The sequence below is a fragment of the Paraburkholderia sp. TE9906 genome, assembly GCF_056279605.1.
Genome location: NZ_JBWCCT010000008.1, coordinates 318,428 through 340,009 on the forward strand (window position 1 = coordinate 318,428; position 21,582 = coordinate 340,009).

18 protein-coding genes and 1 tRNA gene are annotated in these 21,582 nt (G+C 64.0%); 14 read left to right on the top strand and 5 right to left on the bottom strand.

Features of this window, described 5'->3' with window-relative positions; all coding sequences use genetic code 11:
- Positions 1-14 precede the first annotated feature (14 nt).
- The 3 genes from ACZ9H4_RS23360 to dprA all read right to left on the bottom strand — a co-directional run bounded on the left by ACZ9H4_RS23360 (position 15) and on the right by dprA (position 4,810).
- Positions 15-2,678 (bottom strand): DNA topoisomerase III, encoded by a 2,664-nt coding sequence (locus ACZ9H4_RS23360; protein ID WP_476121105.1) that lies wholly within the window; start codon positions 2,676-2,678, stop codon positions 15-17.
- Positions 2,679-2,931: 253 nt separating this feature from the next.
- Positions 2,932-3,309: a thioredoxin family protein gene (locus tag ACZ9H4_RS23365; protein ID WP_408323140.1), complete on the bottom strand. Its 378-nt coding sequence runs from the start codon at positions 3,307-3,309 to the stop codon at positions 2,932-2,934.
- Between the two features lie 70 nt (positions 3,310-3,379).
- A complete protein-coding gene (gene dprA / locus ACZ9H4_RS23370; protein WP_408323274.1) occupies positions 3,380-4,810 on the bottom strand; it encodes a DNA-processing protein DprA in 1,431 nt (476 codons plus the stop codon).
- A 243-nt stretch (positions 4,811-5,053) separates the two neighbouring features.
- Here dprA and def point away from each other — a divergent pair, with 243 nt between their 5' ends.
- From def to ACZ9H4_RS23440, 14 genes are all read left to right on the top strand, one after another.
- Positions 5,054-5,557, top strand: a complete 504-nt coding sequence (gene def, locus ACZ9H4_RS23375; RefSeq protein ID WP_408139761.1) for a peptide deformylase — start codon at positions 5,054-5,056, stop codon at positions 5,555-5,557.
- A gap of 31 nt (positions 5,558-5,588) precedes the next feature.
- Positions 5,589-6,575, top strand: a complete 987-nt coding sequence (gene fmt, locus ACZ9H4_RS23380; RefSeq protein ID WP_476121109.1) for a methionyl-tRNA formyltransferase — start codon at positions 5,589-5,591, stop codon at positions 6,573-6,575.
- A gap of 112 nt (positions 6,576-6,687) precedes the next feature.
- Positions 6,688-7,329, top strand: coding sequence for a LysE family translocator (locus ACZ9H4_RS23385; RefSeq protein WP_408139758.1), 642 nt, complete (start codon positions 6,688-6,690; stop codon positions 7,327-7,329).
- Positions 7,330-7,429: 100 nt separating this feature from the next.
- Positions 7,430-8,287 carry a zinc metalloprotease HtpX gene (gene htpX / locus ACZ9H4_RS23390; protein ID WP_476121112.1) on the top strand — a complete coding sequence of 286 codons (858 nt, stop codon included), beginning with the start codon at positions 7,430-7,432 and terminating at the stop codon, positions 8,285-8,287.
- 332 nt (positions 8,288-8,619) lie between these two features.
- The gene (gene rsmB / locus ACZ9H4_RS23395) at positions 8,620-10,059 is read left to right on the top strand and encodes a 16S rRNA (cytosine(967)-C(5))-methyltransferase RsmB (RefSeq protein ID WP_476121114.1); all 1,440 of its coding nucleotides are present in this window, start codon (positions 8,620-8,622) and stop codon (positions 10,057-10,059) included.
- Positions 10,056-10,655 carry a DUF4390 domain-containing protein gene (locus ACZ9H4_RS23400; protein ID WP_408139752.1) on the top strand — a complete coding sequence of 200 codons (600 nt, stop codon included), beginning with the start codon at positions 10,056-10,058 and terminating at the stop codon, positions 10,653-10,655. The genes rsmB and ACZ9H4_RS23400 overlap by 4 nt, the downstream gene beginning before the upstream one ends.
- A complete protein-coding gene (locus ACZ9H4_RS23405; RefSeq protein ID WP_408139750.1) occupies positions 10,645-13,062 on the top strand; it encodes a sensor histidine kinase in 2,418 nt (805 codons plus the stop codon). Before ACZ9H4_RS23400 ends, ACZ9H4_RS23405 begins: the two co-directional genes overlap by 11 nt.
- Complete coding sequence (gene esaR / locus ACZ9H4_RS23410; RefSeq protein ID WP_408139748.1) at positions 13,063-13,752, top strand: response regulator transcription factor EsaR; 690 nt, start codon at positions 13,063-13,065, stop codon at positions 13,750-13,752.
- A 107-nt stretch (positions 13,753-13,859) separates the two neighbouring features.
- Positions 13,860-13,935, top strand: a tRNA-Phe gene (locus ACZ9H4_RS23415).
- A 385-nt stretch (positions 13,936-14,320) separates the two neighbouring features.
- Entirely contained in the window at positions 14,321-15,055 is a 735-nt protein-coding gene (queC, locus tag ACZ9H4_RS23420; protein WP_408139746.1) for a 7-cyano-7-deazaguanine synthase QueC, read from the top strand.
- Between the two features lie 74 nt (positions 15,056-15,129).
- On the top strand, positions 15,130-15,762 hold the full coding sequence (queE, locus tag ACZ9H4_RS23425) for a 7-carboxy-7-deazaguanine synthase (protein ID WP_408323137.1): 633 nt from the start codon (positions 15,130-15,132) through the stop codon (positions 15,760-15,762).
- A gap of 9 nt (positions 15,763-15,771) precedes the next feature.
- Positions 15,772-16,215, top strand: a complete 444-nt coding sequence (gene queD / locus ACZ9H4_RS23430; RefSeq protein ID WP_330869617.1) for a 6-carboxytetrahydropterin synthase QueD — start codon at positions 15,772-15,774, stop codon at positions 16,213-16,215.
- Between the two features lie 237 nt (positions 16,216-16,452).
- Positions 16,453-17,235 (top strand): HpcH/HpaI aldolase family protein, encoded by a 783-nt coding sequence (locus tag ACZ9H4_RS23435; RefSeq protein ID WP_408139742.1) that lies wholly within the window; start codon positions 16,453-16,455, stop codon positions 17,233-17,235.
- On the top strand, positions 17,232-17,945 hold the full coding sequence (locus ACZ9H4_RS23440) for a tetratricopeptide repeat protein (protein WP_408323136.1): 714 nt from the start codon (positions 17,232-17,234) through the stop codon (positions 17,943-17,945). Before ACZ9H4_RS23435 ends, ACZ9H4_RS23440 begins: the two co-directional genes overlap by 4 nt.
- Positions 17,946-18,065: 120 nt before the next feature.
- Here the strand turns inward: ACZ9H4_RS23440 and rodA are convergent, their stop codons facing one another.
- Positions 18,066-19,214, bottom strand: a complete 1,149-nt coding sequence (gene rodA / locus ACZ9H4_RS23445; RefSeq protein WP_408139740.1) for a rod shape-determining protein RodA — start codon at positions 19,212-19,214, stop codon at positions 18,066-18,068.
- A 10-nt stretch (positions 19,215-19,224) separates the two neighbouring features.
- Positions 19,225-21,561, bottom strand: a complete 2,337-nt coding sequence (mrdA, locus tag ACZ9H4_RS23450) for a penicillin-binding protein 2 (protein WP_408139739.1) — start codon at positions 21,559-21,561, stop codon at positions 19,225-19,227.
- Positions 21,562-21,582: the final 21 nt, after the last annotated feature.

Consider the following 21,582-nt stretch of genomic DNA (forward strand, 5'->3'; position numbering starts at 1 on the left):
GCTATCAGCTTGAATCAGGAGCCGGTTTTACGCGCTACCGCTTTCTTCGCGGGCGCTTTCTTGGCTGCAGCGGTTTTGGCCGCGGGCGCTTTCTTCGCCGCAGCTTTTTTGGCCGCGGGCGCAGTCTTTACCGCCACTGCCGTTTCTCCATCGTCCGACTCCGGCGCCGCCTTCGCAGCCGATTTGGCCGCCGCGGTCTTCGCGGCAGTCTTGGCCGACGGCTCTTTCTTCTCGAATTCGAAGCCGATCTTGCCGTCATTCTGCTTGACGAGGAATGCCTTGAAGTTACGTCCAGTGCGCGACGACTTGAAGTTCGTGAGCAGGTCCGTGCGGCCTTCTTCGAGCAGCTTGGCCATCTGCTCGCGGGCAATTTCCTGCTGCAGGATGACCTTGCCCGAGCGGAAGTCGCAGGTCTTCGGGTTGGCGACCGAGTTCTCGCAGACGTAGCTCATGCCGTGTTCGAACACGCGACCCTTGCACTTCGGGCAAGCGCCCACCTGTTGCTGATCGGAAAAGTCAGGCGGTTCGCCGTCTTCGCCGCCCGCATCCTGGCCGAAATCGAACTCGAGCTTGTAGTTCTTGATCTCGTCGTCGAACGACAGCTTGAGGATGGCCGAAAACGGCCGGCCCATTTTGCTACGGAAGCCCGACAGCGGTCCGATCGTCTTGTTCTGCAGCAACTCTTCGACTTCGGGAATTTCGAACTGGCGTCCGCCCGGAATCTTCGAAATCGAAAACTCGCATTTCGAGCAGGCGAAACGCCGGTAGTTCTCCTTCACCTGACCGCCGCAATTCGGACACGGTGTCTGCAACGTCGCGTAATCGCCCGGGATCGTGTCGGAATCATATTCCTTCGCGCGCTTGACGATGGTCTGCGTCATGCGGGCGATTTCCTGCATGAACGCATCGCGCGGCAGGTTGCCGCGTTCCATCTGGGAGAGCTTGTATTCCCACTCGCCGGTCAATTCAGGCGCGGTCAGCTCTTTCACGCCGAGGCCGCGCAACAGCGTCATCAACTGGAAGGCTTTGGCGGTTGGAATCAGATCGCGGCCCTCGCGAATCAGATACTTTTCACCGAGCAGACCTTCGATGATGGCCGCACGCGTAGCCGGCGTGCCGAGCCCCTTGGCCGCCATCGCTTCGCGCAACTCGTCGTCTTCGACGAGCTTGCCCGCGCCTTCCATTGCGGACAGCAAGGTCGCTTCGTTATAGCGTGCAGGCGGCTTCGTCACCAGTTGCTGAGCGGCGATCTTGTCGGTCTTGACCTTCTCGTCCTTCTGCACCGGGACGAGGTTCGCGTCTTCACCGCTGATTTCGCGGCCGTAGACCTGCAGCCAGCCCGGTTCAACCAGCACCTTGCCTTCGGTTTTGAAGTGATGGCCGACCACTTGCGTGATCCGCGTCGTCACCCGGTATTCGGCGGCGGGGAAGAATACCGACAGGAAGCGCTTCACGACGAGGTCGTAGAGCTTCTGTTCCGGTTCGGACAGATTCTTCGGCGCTTGCAGCGTCGGGATGATTGCGAAGTGGTCGCTGATCTTCGAATTGTCGAAGATGCGCTTGTTCGGCTTCACCCAGCCCTTGTCGAGCACCTGCTTGGCGAATGGCAGATAGTTGTTGCTCTCCTTGAGCATGCCGAGCGTCTGCTTGACCGTATCCATATAGTCTTCCGGCAGCGCGCGAGCGTCGGTTCGAGGATAGGTCAGCACCTTGTGCTTTTCATACAGCGCCTGGGCGAGGCCCAGCGTGTTCTTCGCCGAGAAGCCGAAGCGGCCGTTGGCCTCGCGCTGCAAGCTGGTCAGGTCGAACAGGGCCGGCGACAGCTGCGTGGACGGCTTCGATTCTTCGCTCACCGTGCCGATCTGGCCGCGGCAGGCGGCGACGATCGTTTCGGCCGCGGGCAGCGCCCACAGGCGTGAATCGCGCTTCTCCGGGTCGAACTCGTCGCGCTTGAATTTCGGATCGAACCAGCGGCCTTCGTAGAAACCGCTCGCGCAGACGAACTCGGCCTTCACTTCCCAGTAGTCGCGCGGCACGAAGCGGCGAATCTTCTCTTCGCGCTCGACGACGATCGACAGCGTCGGCGTCTGCACTCGCCCGACCGTGGTCAGGAAGAAGCCGCCGCCCTTGCTGTTGAACGCGGTCATTGCCCGCGTGCCGTTGATGCCGACCAGCCAGTCCGCCTCCGAGCGGCAGCGCGCCGCATCGGCGAGCGGCTGCATCTCTTCGTCGCTGCGCAGACGGGCGAAGCCGTCGCGGATTGCGCCGGCCGTCATCGATTGCAGCCACAGACGCTGCACCGGCTGCTTGGCTTTGGCGTGCTGCGCGATAAGGCGGAAGATCAGTTCGCCCTCGCGCCCCGCGTCGCATGCGTTGATCAGACGGTCGACGTCCTTGCGCTTGAGCAGCTTGGTCAGCACCTTCAGGCGCGACTCGCTCTTGGCGATCGGGTTCAGATCGAAATGTGGCGGAATGACGGGCAGATTGGCGAAGCTCCACTTGCCGCGTTTGACTTCGTAGTCTTCGGGCGCGGCAATTTCCAGCAGGTGGCCGACTGCCGAGGAAAGGACGTAGTCGTCGCTTTCGTAGTACTCGTCATGCTTGGTAAAGCCGCCCAAAGCGCGCGCGATGTCGTTCGCGACGGAAGGCTTTTCGGCGATGATCAGTGCTTTGGACATGACTCGATGTGAGGTTGGTAGATCCGGGTTGATGGCCTTGAGTGCGCCATTTAAGCGCGCGACCCTCGTTTGCGACCTTTGCGACCCTTTAACGACCGCTTTATAGCACACGGCGCGAAGGCGGCGTGTCAAGTGCCTTGAAAGCGCGCCATCATAATTGCGCGCTCAGCCATTGGGCAAGCTGCGGCAAACCTGCTGTGCAGCGCTTCCAACACGCCCTTGCAGCAACAGTCGAGCGCGGGCGCCGCCGCGTTCAGGCGGCCGTCAGCGCGGGCCGCAGCTTGGGCGCGCCGGTGATGCCAGGCACGGCCGTCAGGTCCAGCAACATCCGCTCCACAATCGACGCCTGTGGCAAAACGGTACCGAAAAAGCGCGTCGTGACCGAGTCTTCAATCAGGATGGTCGGGAAGTTCTCGACATCCAGATCGTCGAAGCGGTCCGCATGAGTTTCGATGTCGATCCATGCGAAACAGATATCCGGATGCCGGTCGGCCAGTTTGTCGAACGCGTCCCGATAATCACGGCAGGTTCCGCACCATTCCGCGCACAGGCACGCCACGAACAACGTGTCGGGCTCGTTGACGCGCTCGGCGATCCGGTCCTGGTCGGTGTCGAGATTCAGCGCGGGCATGTAGTGGGTTCCTTGCGTACTTTGTCAGATGCTTTGGCGCGAATGTAGCATGGCCAATGCCGGAGGGTGCTCAACCTTGGTCCAGGCGGGGTCGGCCGTGGCTGGCCCGCATAAAGCGGCCGCCGGGCAGCAAGGTCACCTGTCCGGCGAGTTCCAGTTGCAGCAACGTGGTTTGCAGGGCCGAGTCCTCCATCTCGGTGCGGGTTGCCAGGATTTCAAGCGTGGTGGGCGAGTGGCCGAGTGCTGCGAGGAGTCGCTGCTCATCGGGAGTGACCGGGTTGAGGGGCGGCGCGGGCGGTTGTGGCGTTGCGAAGCCGGCGCGGGCCGTTGCCTGCTTCGCTGCAGCGGGTGTCGGTTCCAGCGGCGTTCCTGCTGCTATCGACAACGTGGTCGAGTCAGGCGCTGCGACAGAGCCTGCGCAAGCCGCTTCGCTCCCCATATGCGCAGTCGCTAACTCCGGGTAATTCGCATCGGCGGCCGGCGCCGTTGCCAGCGTGGGATGAGGCTTTGCCGAAGCGCCGACCGGCGGCAGCGTATTGCGCGAGTCGACGCCACCCCAAAGTACCGTCTGCTTTGAAGCCGAGGCAGTATGAACCGCCGGCCGCCTTGCAAAGCCCAACTCTTCCAGCACTTCCTCGGGCGACTCCACCAGCTTTGCGCCTTGCTTGATGATCCGATGGCATCCGCGCGACAGCGGCGCGTGAATCGAGCCGGGCAGCGCGAAGATATCGCGTCCCATTTCATTGGCGAGCCGCGCGGTGATCAGCGAGCCAGAGCGCATGGCGGCCTCGACGATCACCACGCCGCTGGCCAGCCCGGCGATCAGGCGGTTACGCTGCGGAAAATTGGCGGCGCGCGCGGGCGTGCCGAGCGGCCACTCCGAGAGAATTGCGCCCTGCACCGCAATCTGCCGCGCTAGCGCATGATGCGCCGCCGGGTACACGAGGTCCGCGCCGGTGCCGATCACCGCGACCGTGCTGCCGATGCCTTCCAGGCCGCCCCGATGCGCGGCGCCGTCGATGCCGAGCGCCAGTCCCGACACGATGGCCACGCCTGCAGCCGACAGCTCGCGTGCGAAACGCTCCGCGTCTTCGACGCCTTGCGGCGTCGCGCTGCGGCTACCGATAAGAGCGACCGCTCGCGTATGCAACAGATCGAGCCGGCCTTTTATATATAGAAGTGGCGGCGGGTCGGGCATGGTCAGCAACGCGGGCGGATACGCGGGATCATCGAGCGTCACGACCTGATTGCCTGGCAGTTCGCGCCATGCGATCACCGCGTCGAGCTGAGCGTCGAATTCGGGGCCCGGCGGCGCGAGCGCGGCGCGCGCCGCGGCTTCGCCGGCGACCCCGGCCAGGACTTGCGGCGATTGACCCAAAATCGCTCCCGGCAATCCAAAAGCGCTCAGCATCAAGCGCAGCGCCGCGGGTTTCAGCCCCGGTGCGAGCGACAGCCGCAGCCAGGCGGCGAGTTCGATGTCGGTTGCGGGCAAGGTGTGCATTGCGAGTCGCTCCTTCTGCAGGGCCAGCGGGCAGGCGGGCGCCATGCTAAAATTTTCATCATCCGAAATAACCGCAGCGCCGCGCCCACCCGCGCGGGCTCGTCGTTTAGCGCATGTAGCGCGTTGAATCGAACCGGTTCGACACCAGCTATCCTCGGCGCAATACGATGGGCCCACAACCTGGCCGAACGGCCAACGCGAATCCTTCCACGGTCAGCGGCGCCTCAAATCACACTCGAAATCATGGCTTTACTGAATATCCTCAACTATCCGGACAAGCGTCTGCACAAGATTGCGAAGCCGGTCGAAAAGGTCAACGACCGGATTCGCCGTCTCGTCGCCGACATGGCCGAGACCATGTATGCGGCGCCTGGCGTCGGCCTTGCCGCGACCCAGGTGGACGTGCACGAGCGCGTGATCGTGATCGACGTATCGGACGCGCACGACCAGTTGCTCGCGTTCATCAATCCGGAAATCATCTGGTCGAGCGATGAGCGCAAGCTTTCGGAAGAAGGCTGCCTCTCGGTGCCGGGCATTTACGACAACGTCGAGCGCGCCGAGAAAGTGCGCGTGCGCGCCTTGAACGAGAAGGGCGAAACCTTCGAACTGGATTGCGAAGGGCTGCTCGCCGTGTGCATCCAGCACGAAATGGATCACCTGATGGGCCGCGTGTTCGTCGAGTACCTGTCGTCGCTGAAGCAGACGCGCATCAAGAGCAAGATGAAGAAGCTCGCCCACGCGATGTAATGCGCGTTCACCTCGTCCATCGTCCCCGTTCATGAGTCATTCGTTGCGCCTCATCTTTGCCGGTACGCCGGAGTTCGCTGCGGCCGCGCTGGCCGCGATTCACCGCGCCGGTTTTCCGGTGCCGCTCGTGCTGACCCAGCCCGACCGGCCCGCCGGGCGCGGGATGAAATTGCAGGCGAGCCCCGTCAAGCGCTACGCGCAGGAGCATGGGCTCGACATCGCGCAGCCGCCTTCGCTGCGCCGCGCTGGCAAATACCCGGCGGAAGCCGCAGCCGCGATTGAGCAGTTGCGCGCCACGCCGCACGACGTCATGGTGGTTGCCGCCTACGGCCTGATCCTGCCGCAGGAAGTGCTCGATATTCCGCGGCTTGGCTGCATCAACATTCATGCGTCGTTGTTGCCGCGCTGGCGCGGTGCGGCGCCGATCCATCGCGCGATCGAAGCGGGCGACGCGGAAACCGGCATCACGCTGATGCAGATGGACGTCGGCCTCGACACCGGCGCGATGATCTCCGAAACGCGCACGCCGATTTCCGCCGACGACACCACCGCCACGTTGCACGACCGTCTGGCGCAGGATGGCGCGAAGCTCATCGTCGACGCGCTGATCGAACTCGAACGCAACGGCAAGCTGGCATCGACCCCGCAACCGGCGGACGGCGTGACCTACGCCGAAAAAATCGGCAAGCACGAAGCCGCGCTCGACTGGCGCCGCCCGGCCGAGGTCCTCGCGCGCCAGGTGCGTGCGTTCGATCCGTTCCCCGGTGGCGTGGGCACGCTGGATGACGGCAGCTCAGTCAAAATCTGGGCCGCGGTTCCCGCTCAGGCCCAAGGCCACAGCGCGCCCGGCACGATTACCGAAGTCTCTGCCGACGGCGTGATCGTGGCTTGCGGCAAAGCCGCGTTGCGTTTGACGCAATTGCAGAAACCCGGTGGCAAACGCCTGCCGGTGCGCGAATTCCTCGCCGGCTCGACCTTGGCTGCGGGACAGCGTTTTCAACTCCCCGAAGCAAAGTAACAGCCCGCGCATGTCTTGAACATCGACCGTTCGGCCGATGTTCAAGGCCACCGCCGCGACCCTGCCGCGCGTTAGAATCCTCCATGCAGTCGCCCAAATTTCGAGGTTTTCAATGTTCGGCATTACCCATTTCGAGTTTTTCGTCGTTGCGGTCTTTCTTCTGAACGTGACGCCCGGTCCGGACACGGCGTACATCGTTGGGCGCAGCGTCGCTCAAGGCCGTGGCGCGGGCCTGATGTCCGCACTCGGCATCTCGGCGGGTTGCTGCGTCCACTCGCTTGCGTGCGCGTTCGGTTTGACCGCGCTGCTGGCCGCGTCGACCACGGCGTTCACCGTCATCAAGTTCGCGGGCGCTATTTACCTGATCTACCTCGGCGCGCGCCTCATTTTCTCCAAACCCGCAGCGCAGACGGCGGTGGGCGACGCACGCGCGGCAGATGCACCCAAGTCGCTGAAGCAGCTTTTTCTGCAAGGCTTCTGGACCAATGTGCTGAATCCGAAGGTCGTGCTTTTCTTCGTATCGTTTTTCCCGCAGTTCGTGACAACCGGCAGCGAACACAAGACGTTCGCGTTCCTCACGCTCGGCGCGGTGTTTGTCGTGATGAGCATGCTCTGGAACAGTTTTGTCGCCTGGATCGCGGGCAGCGTGACGCAGCGCTTTTCGGGCAAGCCTTCGGTGAAGAAGTGGCTGGATCGGGGAGTCGGCAGCGCGTTCGTCGGCTTGGGCATCAAGCTCGCCACCGCATCAAGATGATTGAATTTTCTCTATCTGTCCTTATCTAACGTTTCGCTTACAATCGGGCGCCGCGTTCAAGCGGCGCAGAGATGAAGCCCACGTTTTAGGAGTTGCAGACATGTTCAATTGGGTCAAAACCGCGATATTGATGGCCGCGATCACGGCCCTTTTCATCGTGATCGGCGGGATGATCGGCGGGTCGCGCGGCATGATGATCGCGCTCGTGATCGCCCTCGGGATGAATTTCTTCTCGTACTGGTTTTCGGACAAGATGGTGCTGCGCATGTACAACGCGCAGGAAGTCGACGAAAGCAGCGCGCCGCAGTTCTATCGCATGGTGCGTGAGCTTTCCACGCGCGCCAACCTGCCGATGCCGCGCGTCTACCTGATCAACGAAGACGCGCCGAATGCGTTCGCCACCGGCCGCAATCCGGAGCATGCGGCGGTTGCCGCCACCACCGGCATCCTGCGCGTGCTGTCCGAGCGCGAAATGCGCGGGGTGATGGCGCACGAACTGGCGCACGTGAAGCACCGCGACATCCTGATTTCCACTGTGTCGGCGACCATGGCCGGCGCCATTTCCGCGCTGGCGAACTTCGCGATGTTCTTCGGCGGCCGCGACGAGAACGGCAATCGGTCGAATCCGATCGCGAGCATCGCCGTTGCGTTGCTGGCGCCGCTCGCCGGTGCGTTGATTCAGATGGCGATTTCGCGCGCGCGGGAATTCGAAGCCGACCGACGCGGCGCGCAGATTTCCGGCGACCCGCAAGCGCTCGCTTCGGCGCTCGACAAGATCCATCGTTACGCGAGCGGGATCCCGTTCCCCGTGGCCGAGCAGCATCCGGCCACCGCGCAGATGATGATCATGAATCCGCTGTCGGGCGGCGGCATCGCGAATCTGTTTTCGACGCACCCGGCCACTGAGGAACGCATCGCGCGTTTGATGGAAATGGCGCGCACGGGCCGTTTTGAATAAGCCGAGTGAAGTGACGGAAGAAGGCGGGCCTGCGGGCCCGCCTTCTTTATTTCAGGCACCGGAAGAGAGCACAAGCCGAGGTGTCGCCGGATGATTTCACGAACAATCCCAGATAGCGCCACCCGGCGAGTTCGCCTCACCTCTTTTCCGGCTGCCGCAGCGAACCCGCGCCCCATTACTACGCTCGCGCGGTTAGCCTCGGTATGATTCCGCCCCTGATTTGCCATGGCTCCGCCGTTGGCCATCAAGCCACGGCGGCCCGCACCCGGCGCCACGCTACAATGTGTGCTGATTGCGCCGCGCGCACCGCGCGGCCTGCCTTTGCCTCTTTCATGACATCAAAGCCTTCTTCGCGTTCTGCTTCTCCGTCGGCACGTCCGCGCGAATCCCGTTTGTCGATGTTGCATCTCGCGCCAGAATCGCTGGGTTTCGCGCTCGACTGTGCCGGTCAGGCCGTCGGCGCCGTGCGTCTCGGCGCGGCCTTGCCGGCCGCGCTGCAATCCGTCTTCGGGTCCGCGCCTGAGGGGAGCGCCGCCGCCGCGCGCGGCGCGGTGCAGGACATCGCGTACCGCACGATGCGGCGTCTCGCGACCGCCGAATGGCTGATCGCGAAGCTGGTGAAGAAGGCGCCGCCGCCGCACGTCGGCCATCTGCTCGCCTGCTCGCTCGCACTGCTGGTCGATGACGAAGCGAGCGCCGCCTACACGCCGTTCACCGTGGTCGATCAGGCGGTGAGCGCGATCGCTGCGCGTCGCGAATTCGCATTCGCGAAGGGGCTCGTCAACGCGGTGCTGCGCAACTTCCTGCGCGAGCGCGAGACACTGCTGAGCGCCGCGCAAGCCGACGAAGTCGCGCGCTGGAACTATCCGGCCTGGTGGATCGATGCGGTCAAACGCGCATGGCCCGACGCGTGGCAGGCGGTGCTCGCGTCCGGCAACACGCAAGGCCCGCTCACGCTGCGCGTGAACGTCCGCCGCTCGACGGTCGACGCCTACCTGCAAGTGCTGCAGAGCCATCACATCGCCGCGAGCCGGGCCGGCGATTACGCGGTCAGACTCGACACGCCAATGCCGGTGGACCGCATCCCCGGTTTCAGCGATGGTGTCGTCTCGGTGCAGGACGCCGGCGCGCAACTCGCCGCGCAACTGCTCGGCGTGCGTGACGGCATGCGCGTGCTCGACGCGTGCGCGGCGCCGGGCGGCAAGACCGGCCATCTGCTCGAACTCGCGAATCTGCAACTCGTGGCGCTCGAAAGCGATGCGTCGCGCGCGCGCCGCATCGGCGAAAACCTGCAGCGGCTCAAGCTCGAAGCGGAAGTGCGCATCGGCGACGCGGGCACGCCCGCGAAGTGGCACGACGATATCGACCAGCCGTTCGACCGCATCCTCGCCGACGTGCCGTGTTCGGCATCGGGCATCGTGCGGCGTCATCCGGACATTCGCTGGCTGCGCCGAGCGTCCGATATTCCCGCGCTGGTCGCCGAACAGCGCCGCATCCTCGATGCGCTCTGGCCGCTCGTGAAGCCAGGCGGCGAGTTGCTCTACGTTACATGTTCGATCTTTCCGGAAGAAGGCGAATTGCAGGCGCAGTGGTTTGGAAACAAGTATCAGGATGCGGTACGATTGGACGCGCCGGGGCAACTTTTACCTTCAGTCGCCCGCGCGCCCGCCGATACCTCGGCCGGTTCCCATGCCGGACAATCCGCTGAAGACAGCGCCGGCGCGAACTCAGACCACGACGGATTTTTCTACGCGCGCTTTCAGAAACGGTGACCATCAAACGCTTCTTCCCGCTTCGGCTCGCTGCCGTGCTCTGGATCGCGCTGGCCGTATGGCTTGCAGCGCCGGGCGCGGCGCACGCTGATTCGATCGCGGTGCAGCGGGCGTCGCTGCAATCTGACAGCAGCGGTTGGAGCCTCGACGCGCGTTTCGACTTCGAACTCAACAGCAATCTCGAAGATGCAGTCAACAAAGGCATTCCGCTCTATTTCACGACCGACTTCGAACTGAGCCGGCCACGCTGGTACTGGTTCGACGAGCAGCCGGTGAGCGTGTCGCAAAGCATTCGCCTGTCGTTCCAGCCGCTGACGCGCGAATACCGCGTGTCGAGTGTGTCGTCCGGTGGGTTGCAGCTTGCCTTCGGCACGCTCAAGGATGCGCTCGCGGTGATCAAGCACGTCACGTCATGGCATGTGATCGAGCGTAATCAGGTGCGGGCCGGCGAGACCTACAACGCGTCGGTGCGCATGCAGCTCGACATCGCGCTGATGCCCAAGCCGTTCCAGATCGACGCGGTGAACAACCGCGACTGGAACCTCGCCTCCGAATGGAAGCGCTTTACCTTCACGGCGACCGAACGTGCTAAATAAAGTGCGCTCAACCACCAGTGTCAGCAGCATCGTCGTGCGCGTGCTGGTGTCGACGGTCGCGGTGACGGCCGTGTTACTGCTCGTGCTGCTGGCCGCCGCGAGCGCGAATACCGAATTCTTCGACCGCTATTACCAGTGGCTGTACGGCGCCAATGTCGCGGTCGCGATGATCTTTCTGCTGGTGGTGGCGGCACTCGTCATCATCATCATCGTGCGGCTGCGTAAGGGTAAGTTCGGCACGCGGCTGCTCGCGAAACTCGCGTTCTTCATGGCGCTGGTCGGCGTGGTGCCGGGCGGGATCATTTACGTGGTCTCGTATCAGTTCGTGTCGCGCAGTATCGAATCGTGGTTCGACGTGAACGTCGAAACCGCGCTCACGGCCGGTCTGAATCTCGGGCGTGGCATGCTCGACGCGTCGCTGTCGGACCTGCAGACCAAGGGCCGCCTGATGTCCGAGCAGATCGCCAGCGCGGACGCCGCCGGCACCACGCTCACGCTGTTGCGCCTGCGCGATCAGTTCGGCGTGCAGGACGCGATCATCGTCGAGCCCACGCGCAGCATGTCGGGCGCGACACCCGACATGCATGTGGTTGCACAGGCCTCAGGCAATTACGCGATGCTCGTCTCGAACGACCTGCCCACGCCGCTGATGATCGAACAGGCGCGCGGCCGCGGCTACGCGGCGATCGAAGGCGAAGTGGACGGCGATCCGCAAGCGCACGGCAGCAAGGGCGTGCTGCGCCTGCGCGTCGTGCAGCGCATCCCCGACTCGAACGCTTCGCTCTTGCAGCCGGCCGAACGCTTCCTGCAACTCACGCAGCCGGTATCGCCGTCGCTCGCGCGTAATGCGGACGCGGTGCAGCGCGCTTATCGCGAGTACCAGGAGAAGGCGCTCGGCCGCACGGGCTTGCGCAAGATGTACATCGGCACGCTGACGCTCGCGCTGTTTCTCGCCACCTTCATCGCGATGATGCTGGCGCTCGCGCTCGGCAATCAACTGGCGCGGCCGTTGTTCCTGCTCGCGCAGGGCACCAAGGAAATTACCGAGGGCGATTACACGCCGAAGCGCGAAATCAAATCGCGCGACGAGCTCGGCTTTCTCACGCAGTCGTTCAACGCGATGACGCGGCAGTTGTCCGAAGCGCGCGCGGCGGTCGAGAACAACCGCATCGCGCTCGAACATTCGAAGGCGTATCTGGAAAGCATCCTCGCGAATCTGACCGCGGGGGTGTTCGTGTTCGACCGGCAGTTCAGGCTCACCACCGCGAATCGTGGCGCCGAGCGGATTTTCCGCCAGCCGTTCCAGACCGTGCTCGGTTCGTCGCTCGATCAGATCGGCGCGTTGAGCGAATTCGGCGGCATGGTCCGCAAGGCGTTTGCCGATCGCGAAGCGGCAAGCGGCGACGGTCACGACGATCGTGGCCACTGGCAGCAGCAGTTCTCGATTCAGGTGCCGGGCGAAACCGAACCGCTCACGCTGCTCGTGCGTGGCGCGCGCCTCGTCTCGGCGGCGGACCGTGATGCCGAAGACATGCAGACCTCCGGCTACGTGGTGGTGTTCGACGACATCTCCGACGTGATCTCCGCGCAGCGTTCGATTGCATGGGGTGAAGTCGCGCGCCGGCTCGCGCACGAGATCAAGAATCCGCTCACGCCGATCCAGCTCTCCGCCGAGCGTTTGCAGATGAAGCTCGCCGACAAGCTGTCGCCATCCGACGCCGACGTGTTAAAGCGCGGCGCGACCACGATCGTCAACCAGGTCGCCGCGATGAAGCAGATGGTCGACAATTTCCGCGACTACGCGCGCACGCCTCCTGCTGTGCTCGCGCATCTGCAGTTGAACGATCTGGTCAGCGAAGTGCTCACGCTGTACGGTATCGAAGAAGGCAAGGGCGCGATCCAGGTGGAGCTCGCCGCGTTGCCCGTGATTCGCGGCGACGCGACGCAATTGCGGCAGGTGATTCACAACCTGCTGCAGAACGCGCAGGATGCGGTAGCTGATGTCGAGCATCCGCGTGTGTTGCTCGAGACGAGGACAGTAGAATACGGAGACCCCGACACGGAAGGCAAAGTACGCGTCGCGGTGCGTCTGACAGTGTCGGATAACGGACCAGGGTTCCCCGCGCGCATCCTCACGCGCGCATTCGAACCTTATGTGACGACCAAGGCCAAAGGTACGGGCCTAGGTCTTGCAATGGTCAAGAAGATCGTCGACGAGCATGGCGCGCGCATCGACATTCGCAATCGCATGAAAGCGGGCGACGTGATCGAAGGCGCGCAGATTTCGATCCTCTTCCTTCAACTGGCGGACGATGCCGCGGCACCCGGTACAGGGCCGCGACCGGCGCACGGCAGCGGTGCGTCGCAGGGAAAGACAAAAGCAACAGTGCAGACAAGGGCAGCGTAAATGGCAACCATCCTGGTGGTAGATGATGAAATGGGCATCCGGGAATTGCTCTCGGAGATCCTGAGCGACGAGGGGCATGTCGTGGAGGCCGCTGAAAATGCGCAGGAAGCGCGCGAGTTCCGTTTGCGCCAGGCGCCGGACCTCGTGCTGCTCGACATCTGGATGCCCGATACCGACGGCGTGACCTTGCTCAAGGAATGGGCGGCGCAAGGGCAACTGACCATGCCGGTGATCATGATGTCCGGTCACGCGACCATCGATACGGCGGTCGAAGCGACCAAGATCGGCGCGCTCAATTTTCTCGAGAAACCGATTGCGCTGCAGAAGCTCCTGAAGGCCGTCGAGCAAGGTCTCGCGCGCGGCAATTCGGCCGGGGCGCCCGGCGGTGCAGCGGCCAAGCCGGTGTTGCCGGTGAGCGCGTCCGCGGTGGCGTCGTCGGCCGCGTTGCCGATGCTGTCCACCGACGGCATGGGCAGCGGCGCGCTGGCCGCGCAAACGGCCTCGATCTCGTTCGACATTCCGTTGCGCGATGCGCGCGATGCGTTCGAGCGCGCGTACTTCGAATATCACCTTGCGCGTGAGAACGGCAGCATGACGCGCGTGGCGGAGAAGACCGGTCTGGAGCGCACGCACTTGTATCGCAAGCTCAAGCAGCTCGGCGTCGATCTCGGCAAGAACAAAGGGGAGTGAGGACGCGTGTGAGCGCGCCGCTTCACCCGTTGCTTCCGCCTCGACAGATTTTTTCACGAAGGGGCTTGTCAGACTGAATACCCCTTGATATCATTTCGTTCTTCGTTGGCCCGGTAGCTCAGTTGGTAGAGCAGCGGATTGAAAATCCGCGTGTCGATGGTTCGATTCCGTCCCAGGCCACCAGGATTCAGCCCCAGGAAATCGCAAGATTCCTGGGGCTTTTCCTTTTCTGACGGGCATTCGTGGCTTCGGCTTGCGCGTACGGCTGCGCCAAGGCGCGCTCGGCGGCATTCGGCGTCGCGTGATAAAATCGCGCCAGTTCAAGGACTTGCGCGCAGGCAAATGTGTCACCTGCGTCGCGCCCGGATGCCGCGCGGCACAGGCCGCCATCCGCACCGAACCCTTCGCCCGACGATTAACGGTATAAGCGCCCAGCGACTCTGCCTGCAGAAGGCGCGGCCTATACTGCTTTGGGCCGGCAGCAGTGCCGGCACGCGTCGCGCCGCGTTGCTCGCATGGCGCACCTCGCGCAGCGCGACGCGGCACTCATCATTCACGGAGTTTCACGGTGATCCGCAAAGACGCTAAGCGTAGCGCTCTCGTGCTGTTTTCCGGCGGCCAGGATTCCGCCACGTGCCTTGCCTGGGCGCTCGATCGTTACGAGACGGTCGAAACGCTCGGCTTCGATTACGGTCAGCGTCATCGCGTCGAACTCGATTGTCGCGAAGGATTCCGTCAGGGTGTCGCGCGAGCGTTTCCGGCGTGGGCCGAGCGGCTCGGCGAAGACCATATGATCGATCTGTCGGTGCTCGGCTCGATCAGCGATACCGCGATGACACGCGAGATCGAAATCGAAGCCATGGCCAACGGTTTGCCGAACACGTTCGTGCCGGGCCGCAATCTGATGTTCATGACCATCGCGGCGGCGATTGCTTATCGGCGCGGTTTGCAGGTGCTGGTCGGCGGAATGTGCGAGACGGACTTCTCGGGCTATCCCGATTGCCGCGACGACACGATGAAGGCGCTGCAGGTTGCGCTGAATCTCGGCATGGACACGCGCATGCTGCTCGAAACGCCGCTGATGTGGCTCGACAAGGCCGACACGTGGCGTCTCGCCCGCGAGCTGGGCGGCGACGAACTGGTCGAACTGGTGCGCATCGAAACGCACACCTGTTACGTCGGCGAACGCGCCGAACTGCATGCGTGGGGCTTCGGCTGCGGCGAATGTCCGGCATGCCGCTTGCGCAAGCGCGGCTATGAAGCCTACCTGGCCGGCGAAAACGTCACCGAGCCGCCGCTCTGACAAGCGGCGCACGGCACACGACGAAGCAGCACAACGCAGGCCATCATTTTCAGGAACACAAGGCAGAAAGCAGCATGACTTACGCGGTCAAGGAAATCTTCTACACGTTGCAGGGCGAGGGCGCGAATGCCGGGCGTCCGGCCGTGTTCTGCCGGTTTGCCGGCTGCAATCTGTGGTCGGGTCGCGAGGAAGATCGTGCGCAAGCCGTGTGCCGTTTCTGCGATACCGACTTCGTCGGCACCGATGGCGAGAACGGCGGCAAGTACCGCATCGCCGAAGACCTGGTGCAGATGATCGCGTCGCAATGGCCGCAAGGCGAGGGCGAGCGTTTCGTGGTCTGCACGGGCGGCGAGCCGATGCTGCAGATCGATCAGCCGCTGGTCGACGCGCTGCATGCCGCGGGCTTTGAGATCGCGATCGAAACCAACGGTTCGTTGCCGGTGCTCGACACGATCGACTGGATCTGCGTGAGCCCGAAGGCCGACGCGCCGCTCGTCGTGACCAAAGGTAACGAACTGAAGGTCGTGATCCCGCAGGACAACCAGCGCCTGTCCGAGTATGCGAAGCTCGACTTCGAGTATTTCCTCGTCCAGCCGATGGACGGTCCGTCGCGCGACATCAACACCAAGCTCGCGATCGACTGGTGCAAACGCCATCCGCAATGGCGCCTGTCGATGCAGACCCACAAGTATCTGAACATTCCCTGATTTGCCGTGCTGACGATTACACGAAAACTCGAATTCGACGCGGGTCACCGCATCCCCGATCACCGCAGCCAGTGCCGTAATCTGCACGGCCATCGCTATGTGCTCGAAATCACGCTGCAAGGCGATCTGGTCGACACCGAAGGCGCGCCCGATCGCGGCATGGTGATGGACTTCGCCGACGTGAAATCGCTGGCCGTCGAGCATCTGGTCGACAAGTGGGATCACGCGTTCCTCGTCTACGAAGGCGACACCCAGGTGCGCGGCTTTCTGGAGAGCATGGCAGGCCACAAGACGGTGGTGCTCGACCGCATCCCAACCGTGGAAAACCTCGCCGCTGTCGCGTTCGATATTCTCGCGAACGTGTACGACGCGCACTACGGCGTGAATCTGCGCCTGCACAAGGTGCGTCTGTACGAGACGCCGAATTGCTGGGCCGACGTGGTCCGCGACTAGACCGCAAGGCGCGGCTGCGCGCCCCATAGAAAGTGGCCTGACCCCCGCGTTATTGACACGGTATGATCGCTCCGATAATCACACGGAGCGAGACATGCCGGTCACCGCATTGCGTCGCAGCAGGCATCCAGGCCGAACCGGCCTGCGCCATTGTCTTTGTTCTTGCCGGGCCCACGAGGCCGGCCTGCTTTCCCGCGTTTCAGGCGATCCATGCGATCGCCATCACGGAGCACGGCGATGAGCACCTTCACCAATCCCCTCAAGCAACGTCTGGCGGAAGCCGATCCGCTGTTCGGCCTGTGGCTGTCGCTCGGCAGCGACGCCGCCGCCGAAGCGCTCGCGCACGCCGGTTTCGACTGGCTGCTGATCGACATGGAGCACGCGCCGAACGATAGCGGCGACGTCGCTTCGCAACTGCGCGCGATCGCCGCCGCGCATCTGCCGAGCGAGCCGGTGGTGCGCGTGCCCGCCAGCGAGGGCTGGCTCGTCAAGCGCGTGCTGGATGCCGGTGCTCGCACGCTGATGTTCCCCAACATCGAATCCCCCGACGACGCGGCTCACGCCGTGCGTCTCACGCAATATCCGACCGCCGAGGCGCTCGACGGCCAGCGCGGCGTCGCCGGGGTGGTGCGCGCGTCGGGTTACGGCATGCGGCGCGACTACGTGCAGACGGCCAACGCGCAGATCGCGACCATCGTGCAGATCGAGTCGGCGCGCGGCTTGCAGGAGGTCGAGAAGATCGCGGCGACGCCGGGTGTCGACTGCCTGTTTGTCGGACCGGCCGATCTGGCCGCGAGCCTCGGCCATCTCGGCGATTCGAAGCATGCCGACGTGCAGGCGGCAATGGCGCGGATCGTCAGCGCCGCTGACAAAGCCGGCATCGCGGCCGGCATTTTCGCGATGGACGTCGCGAGCGCGAAGCAGCATCGCGATGCGGGTTTTCGTTTCGTCGCGCTGGCCGCCGACGTTATGTGGATGTTGCGCGCAACCCGTCAGGCGTTGCAGGAGGTGAGGTCATGAAGTGCAGGGTGCAGGGAGTCGTCGTGCGGACGGTGGTCGTGGCGGTGTTGCTGGTGAGCGGCGTGGCGAGCGGTACCGCCTATGCGCAGGACCGGGTCGCGAAGTCGAACGATCCGGAGACGCAAACCGCGGTGGCCGACTACAACGCCGGCAACCTGAGCGCGGCGCTGGCCGAGTTTCGCAAGGCTGCCGAGCGCGGCAGCCGGCTCGCCGAATTCAATTACGCGATGATGCTGCTCAACGGTGAAGGCACCCCGGTCAATGTCGACGAAGGCAAAAAGTGGCTGCGCAAGGCCGCCGACGCCAACATGTCGCATGCGCAATACGTGTACGGCAAGATGTACGACGATGGCGAGTTCGTCGGGCGCGATCCGGTCGAGGCGCACCGCTGGTTTCTGAAGGCCGCGCAACAGGGCCACGTGCAGGCGGAACTCGCGCTGGCCAATCAGTTTCTCGACGGGCGCGGCACCGAGCGCGACAACAAGCAGGCGTTCGTCTGGTACAAGAAGGCGGCGCAGGGCGGCGACATGACCGCGCAATACGTGACCGGCTCGTTCTACGAGCGCGGCGGCGACGGCGTGGACAAGAATCTGAACGTCGCGCGCGCCTACTATGCGGCAGCGGCAGCGCAGGGCGATCCGGCGGCGCGTCTGAAGTATCAGCAGCTCAGCGCGCAGTTGCGGGATCAGAAGGAAGTGAAACCGCAGTAAATGAAAAGGGGCGCTCCCGTGAACGGTGCGCCCCTTGAGCGTTTTGATTCTTCGTTCAGGCCTGCTCCGCTCCAGCCAGCGTCAATCTTCGACCATCGCCGCGCGGCCTCCCGCGCCGCGCTAACTCTGCATCAACCGCTTCTGGCGCGCGACGCTCATGATGAGGCCGATCGCGACCCCCAGCGTCGTCAGCGCGGTGCCGCCATAGCTCATGAACGGCAACGGCACGCCCACCACCGGCAAGATCCCGCTCACCATGCCGATATTGACGAACGCGTAAGTGAAGAAGGCCATCGTCAACGATCCGGCCAGTAGCCGCCCGAACAATGTCGCGCCGTTAGCCGCGATATACAGCCCGCGCGCGATCAACAGCATGTAAAGCGTGAGCAACACGACCCCGCCGGCCAGGCCGAACTCTTCGGAGAAAACCGCAAAGATGAAGTCGGTGTGCTTCTCGGGGATGAACTCCAGATGCGCTTGCGTGCCCTTCAACCAGCCTTTGCCGAGCGGTCCGCCCGAGCCGATCGCGATCACCGCCTGAATGGTGTGGAAGCCCTTGCCGAGCGGATCGGAGGTCGGATCGAGCAGGGTACAGATGCGGTGCTTCTGATAGTCGTGCATCAGCGGCCACTGCACCTCGGGCTGGCAGATCTTGTCCTGAAACGCCGCAATCGAAGCGACCGCGATCACGCCGGCAATCAGCACCGGCACGATCAGTTTGAAGCTCAGGCCCGCGAAGTAAATCACGAAGAAGCCTGCCGCGAACACCAGCACGGCCGTTCCCAGATCGGGCTGCTTGGCGATCAGACCAACCGGCACCGCGAGGATCAGAAGACCCACCAGATAGTCGTACCAGCGCATCACGCCCTCGCGGCGCTGGTAGTACCAGGCGAGCATCAGCGGTGTGGCGATCTTCAGGATTTCCGACGGCTGGATCACCACGCCGACATTGATCCAGCGCTTCGCGCCCTTGCGCGTGAGGCCGAACATCGCCACCGCGACCAGTAACGCGATTCCGAACGTATAGAGCGGGACCGCGAAGCGCATCAGCGTGGTGGGCGGCACATTGGCGAGCCCCCACATCAGCACGAACGTCAGCAGGATGTTGCGCAACTGGTCTTCCACGCGGCCGGGGACGTCCAGACTCGCGCTGTACAGCGTGACGATGCCGACGCACAACAGCAGAAACACGATCAGGGCGAGCGGGCGGTCGAAGCCCGCGAACATCTTCTTGATGCGCTCGAGCCAGGCGCGCTTGTCGAATTGCATGCCTTTCTCCTTACTCGTCGATGCCGCCGGTAACCGGCTGGCGTGGCGACGTGGCCTCGGCGGCGTCATCCCGCGACGGGGCGGGGCGCGTTACGGCGGTCGGCGTCGGGTCGCTGGCAGGACGGGGTTGATGCGGAGCGCCGGATTTACGCGGCGCTGGTTTCTTTGCGGCGGCGCCGGACGCGGAGGCGGGCACCGCCGCCGACGCACCTGCCACCGCTGCGGCGGAGGCCGCTGCCGGCGCGGACGCGGCATTCGCGGCAGCGGAAGACGCCGCAGCCGCAGAGGCCGCTGCTGCTGCCGAAGCCGCTCCGGGCATCGGCAACGCGGTGAAGCCCGCGGCGATTTTGACTGGCTGCGCGCCTTCCTGCGGTGTCGGCGCATCGCCGACCTGCGGCGCGGACGCGTCCTCGGTCGCCGACGCCGCCGCTGCGACGGCCGCCGCCTCGGCACCCGGCTTGTTCTTGCCGACCAGGTAGTAATCGAGCACCTTGCGCGCAATCGGACCCGCCGACTCCGCACCCCAACCGCCGTTTTCGACGATCAGTGCGAGCGCGATCTTCGGTTGCTCGGCTGGAGCGAACGCGATGAACAGCGCGTGGTCGCGCAGATGCTCGGCGATCGCGTGACCTTTGTAGTTCGCGCCCTGCAGCGAATAGACCTGCGCCGTGCCCGTCTTGCCGGCCGCCTGGTACTGCGCGCCGATGAACAGTTTGGACGCCGTACCGTTGGTCACGACGCCTTCCATTGCGCGCTTGATGATGTCGATGTCCGACTGCTTCACCGCGATCTTGTCGCTCGGATCGCGCACCACGGCGCGGGTGTCCTTCGTGATCGGGTTTTCGATGTCGCGCACGAGGTGCGGCTTCATCACGACGCCGTTGTTTGCGAGCGTCGCGGTGGCGTGAGCGAGCTGCAGAATGGTGAACGAGTTGTAGCCCTGACCGATGCCCAGACTGATCGTTTCGCCTTCATACCAGCGTTGCTGTTCGGGCTTGCGGTACGCCTTGCGCTTCCATTCCGTCGACGGCAGGATGCCGCGCGCTTCGCCCGAGATGTCGATGCCGGTGATCTGACCGAAACCCCACGGCTTCATGAAGTTGGCGATATTGTTGACGCCGAGATCGTGCGCGAGCATGTAGAAATACGTGTCGTTCGACACGACGATCGCGCGGTTCATGTCGACCCAGCCCTGGCCCGAGCGCACGTCGTTGCGGAACGTGTGACCGCCGAACGTGTACGAGCCCGGATCCTGGAAACCCCAGCCCGGCGTGCGCTTGTGCAGCGTCAGCGCGGCGAGCGCCATGAACGGCTTGTAGGTCGAACCCGGCGGGTAGGTGCCGTGCAGCGGCCGGTTCAGGAGCGGATGGTCCGGCGAGTTATTCAGCTCGTCCCAGGTTTGCTGGTCGATGCCGTCGACGAAGGAATTCGGGTCGAAGCTCGGCGCCGACACGAACGCGAGCACGTCGCCGGTTGCCGGTTCGATCGCGACCAGCGCGCCGCGGCGTCCGGCGAACGCCTGCTCGGCGACTTGCTGCAGGCCGATATCGAGCGACAGCACGAGGTTGTTGCCGGGCGTCGCCTGGGTGCGCGACAGCGTGCGCACCGGCCGGCCGCCGGCCGTCACTTCCACTTCCTCGAAACCGGTCTGGCCGTGCAGTTCCGTTTCGTAACTCTGCTCGACGCCGATCTTGCCGATGTAGTCGGTGCCCTTGTAGTTGTTCGCGTCCAGCCGCGGATCGTAGTGGTCCGGATCGCTGTTGTTCTGGTCGCTGGCGTCGTCGATACGGTCCTGGTCGCGCTGCGAAATCCGGCCGATGTAGCCGATCACGTGCGCCGCGGTCGCCCCGAGCGGGTATTGGCGGAACAGGCGCGCGCGCACTTCGACGCCGGGGAAACGGAAGCGCTGCGCGGTGAAGCGCGCGACTTCGTCGTCGGTCAGGCGGGTGCGGATCGGCAGGCTTTCGAAGTTCTTCGAATCTTCCTGCAGCTTCTTGAAGCGGCGCCGGTCACGGGCATCGATCGAGACCACCGTGGCCAGACTGTCGATCACGTTTTCGAGCGAGTCGTTCAGCTTCGACGGCGTGATTTCGAGCGTATAGGCCGAGTAGTTCTTGGCCAGCACCACGCCGTTGCGATCCGTGATGATGCCGCGGTTCGGCACGATCGGCGCGACGGAAATGCGGTTCTCATCGGCCTGCAGCGAATATTTGCTGTAGTGCCAGACCTGCAGGAACAGGAAGCGGAAGCCGATCAGCCCGAAACAGACGAACACGAACAGGCCCGCCGCCGCGACGCGCAGGCGGAACTTCGAGAGCTGTTGCTGAGTGTCCTTGAATTCGGTCATGCGATTCTGCAAAAGGCCGGA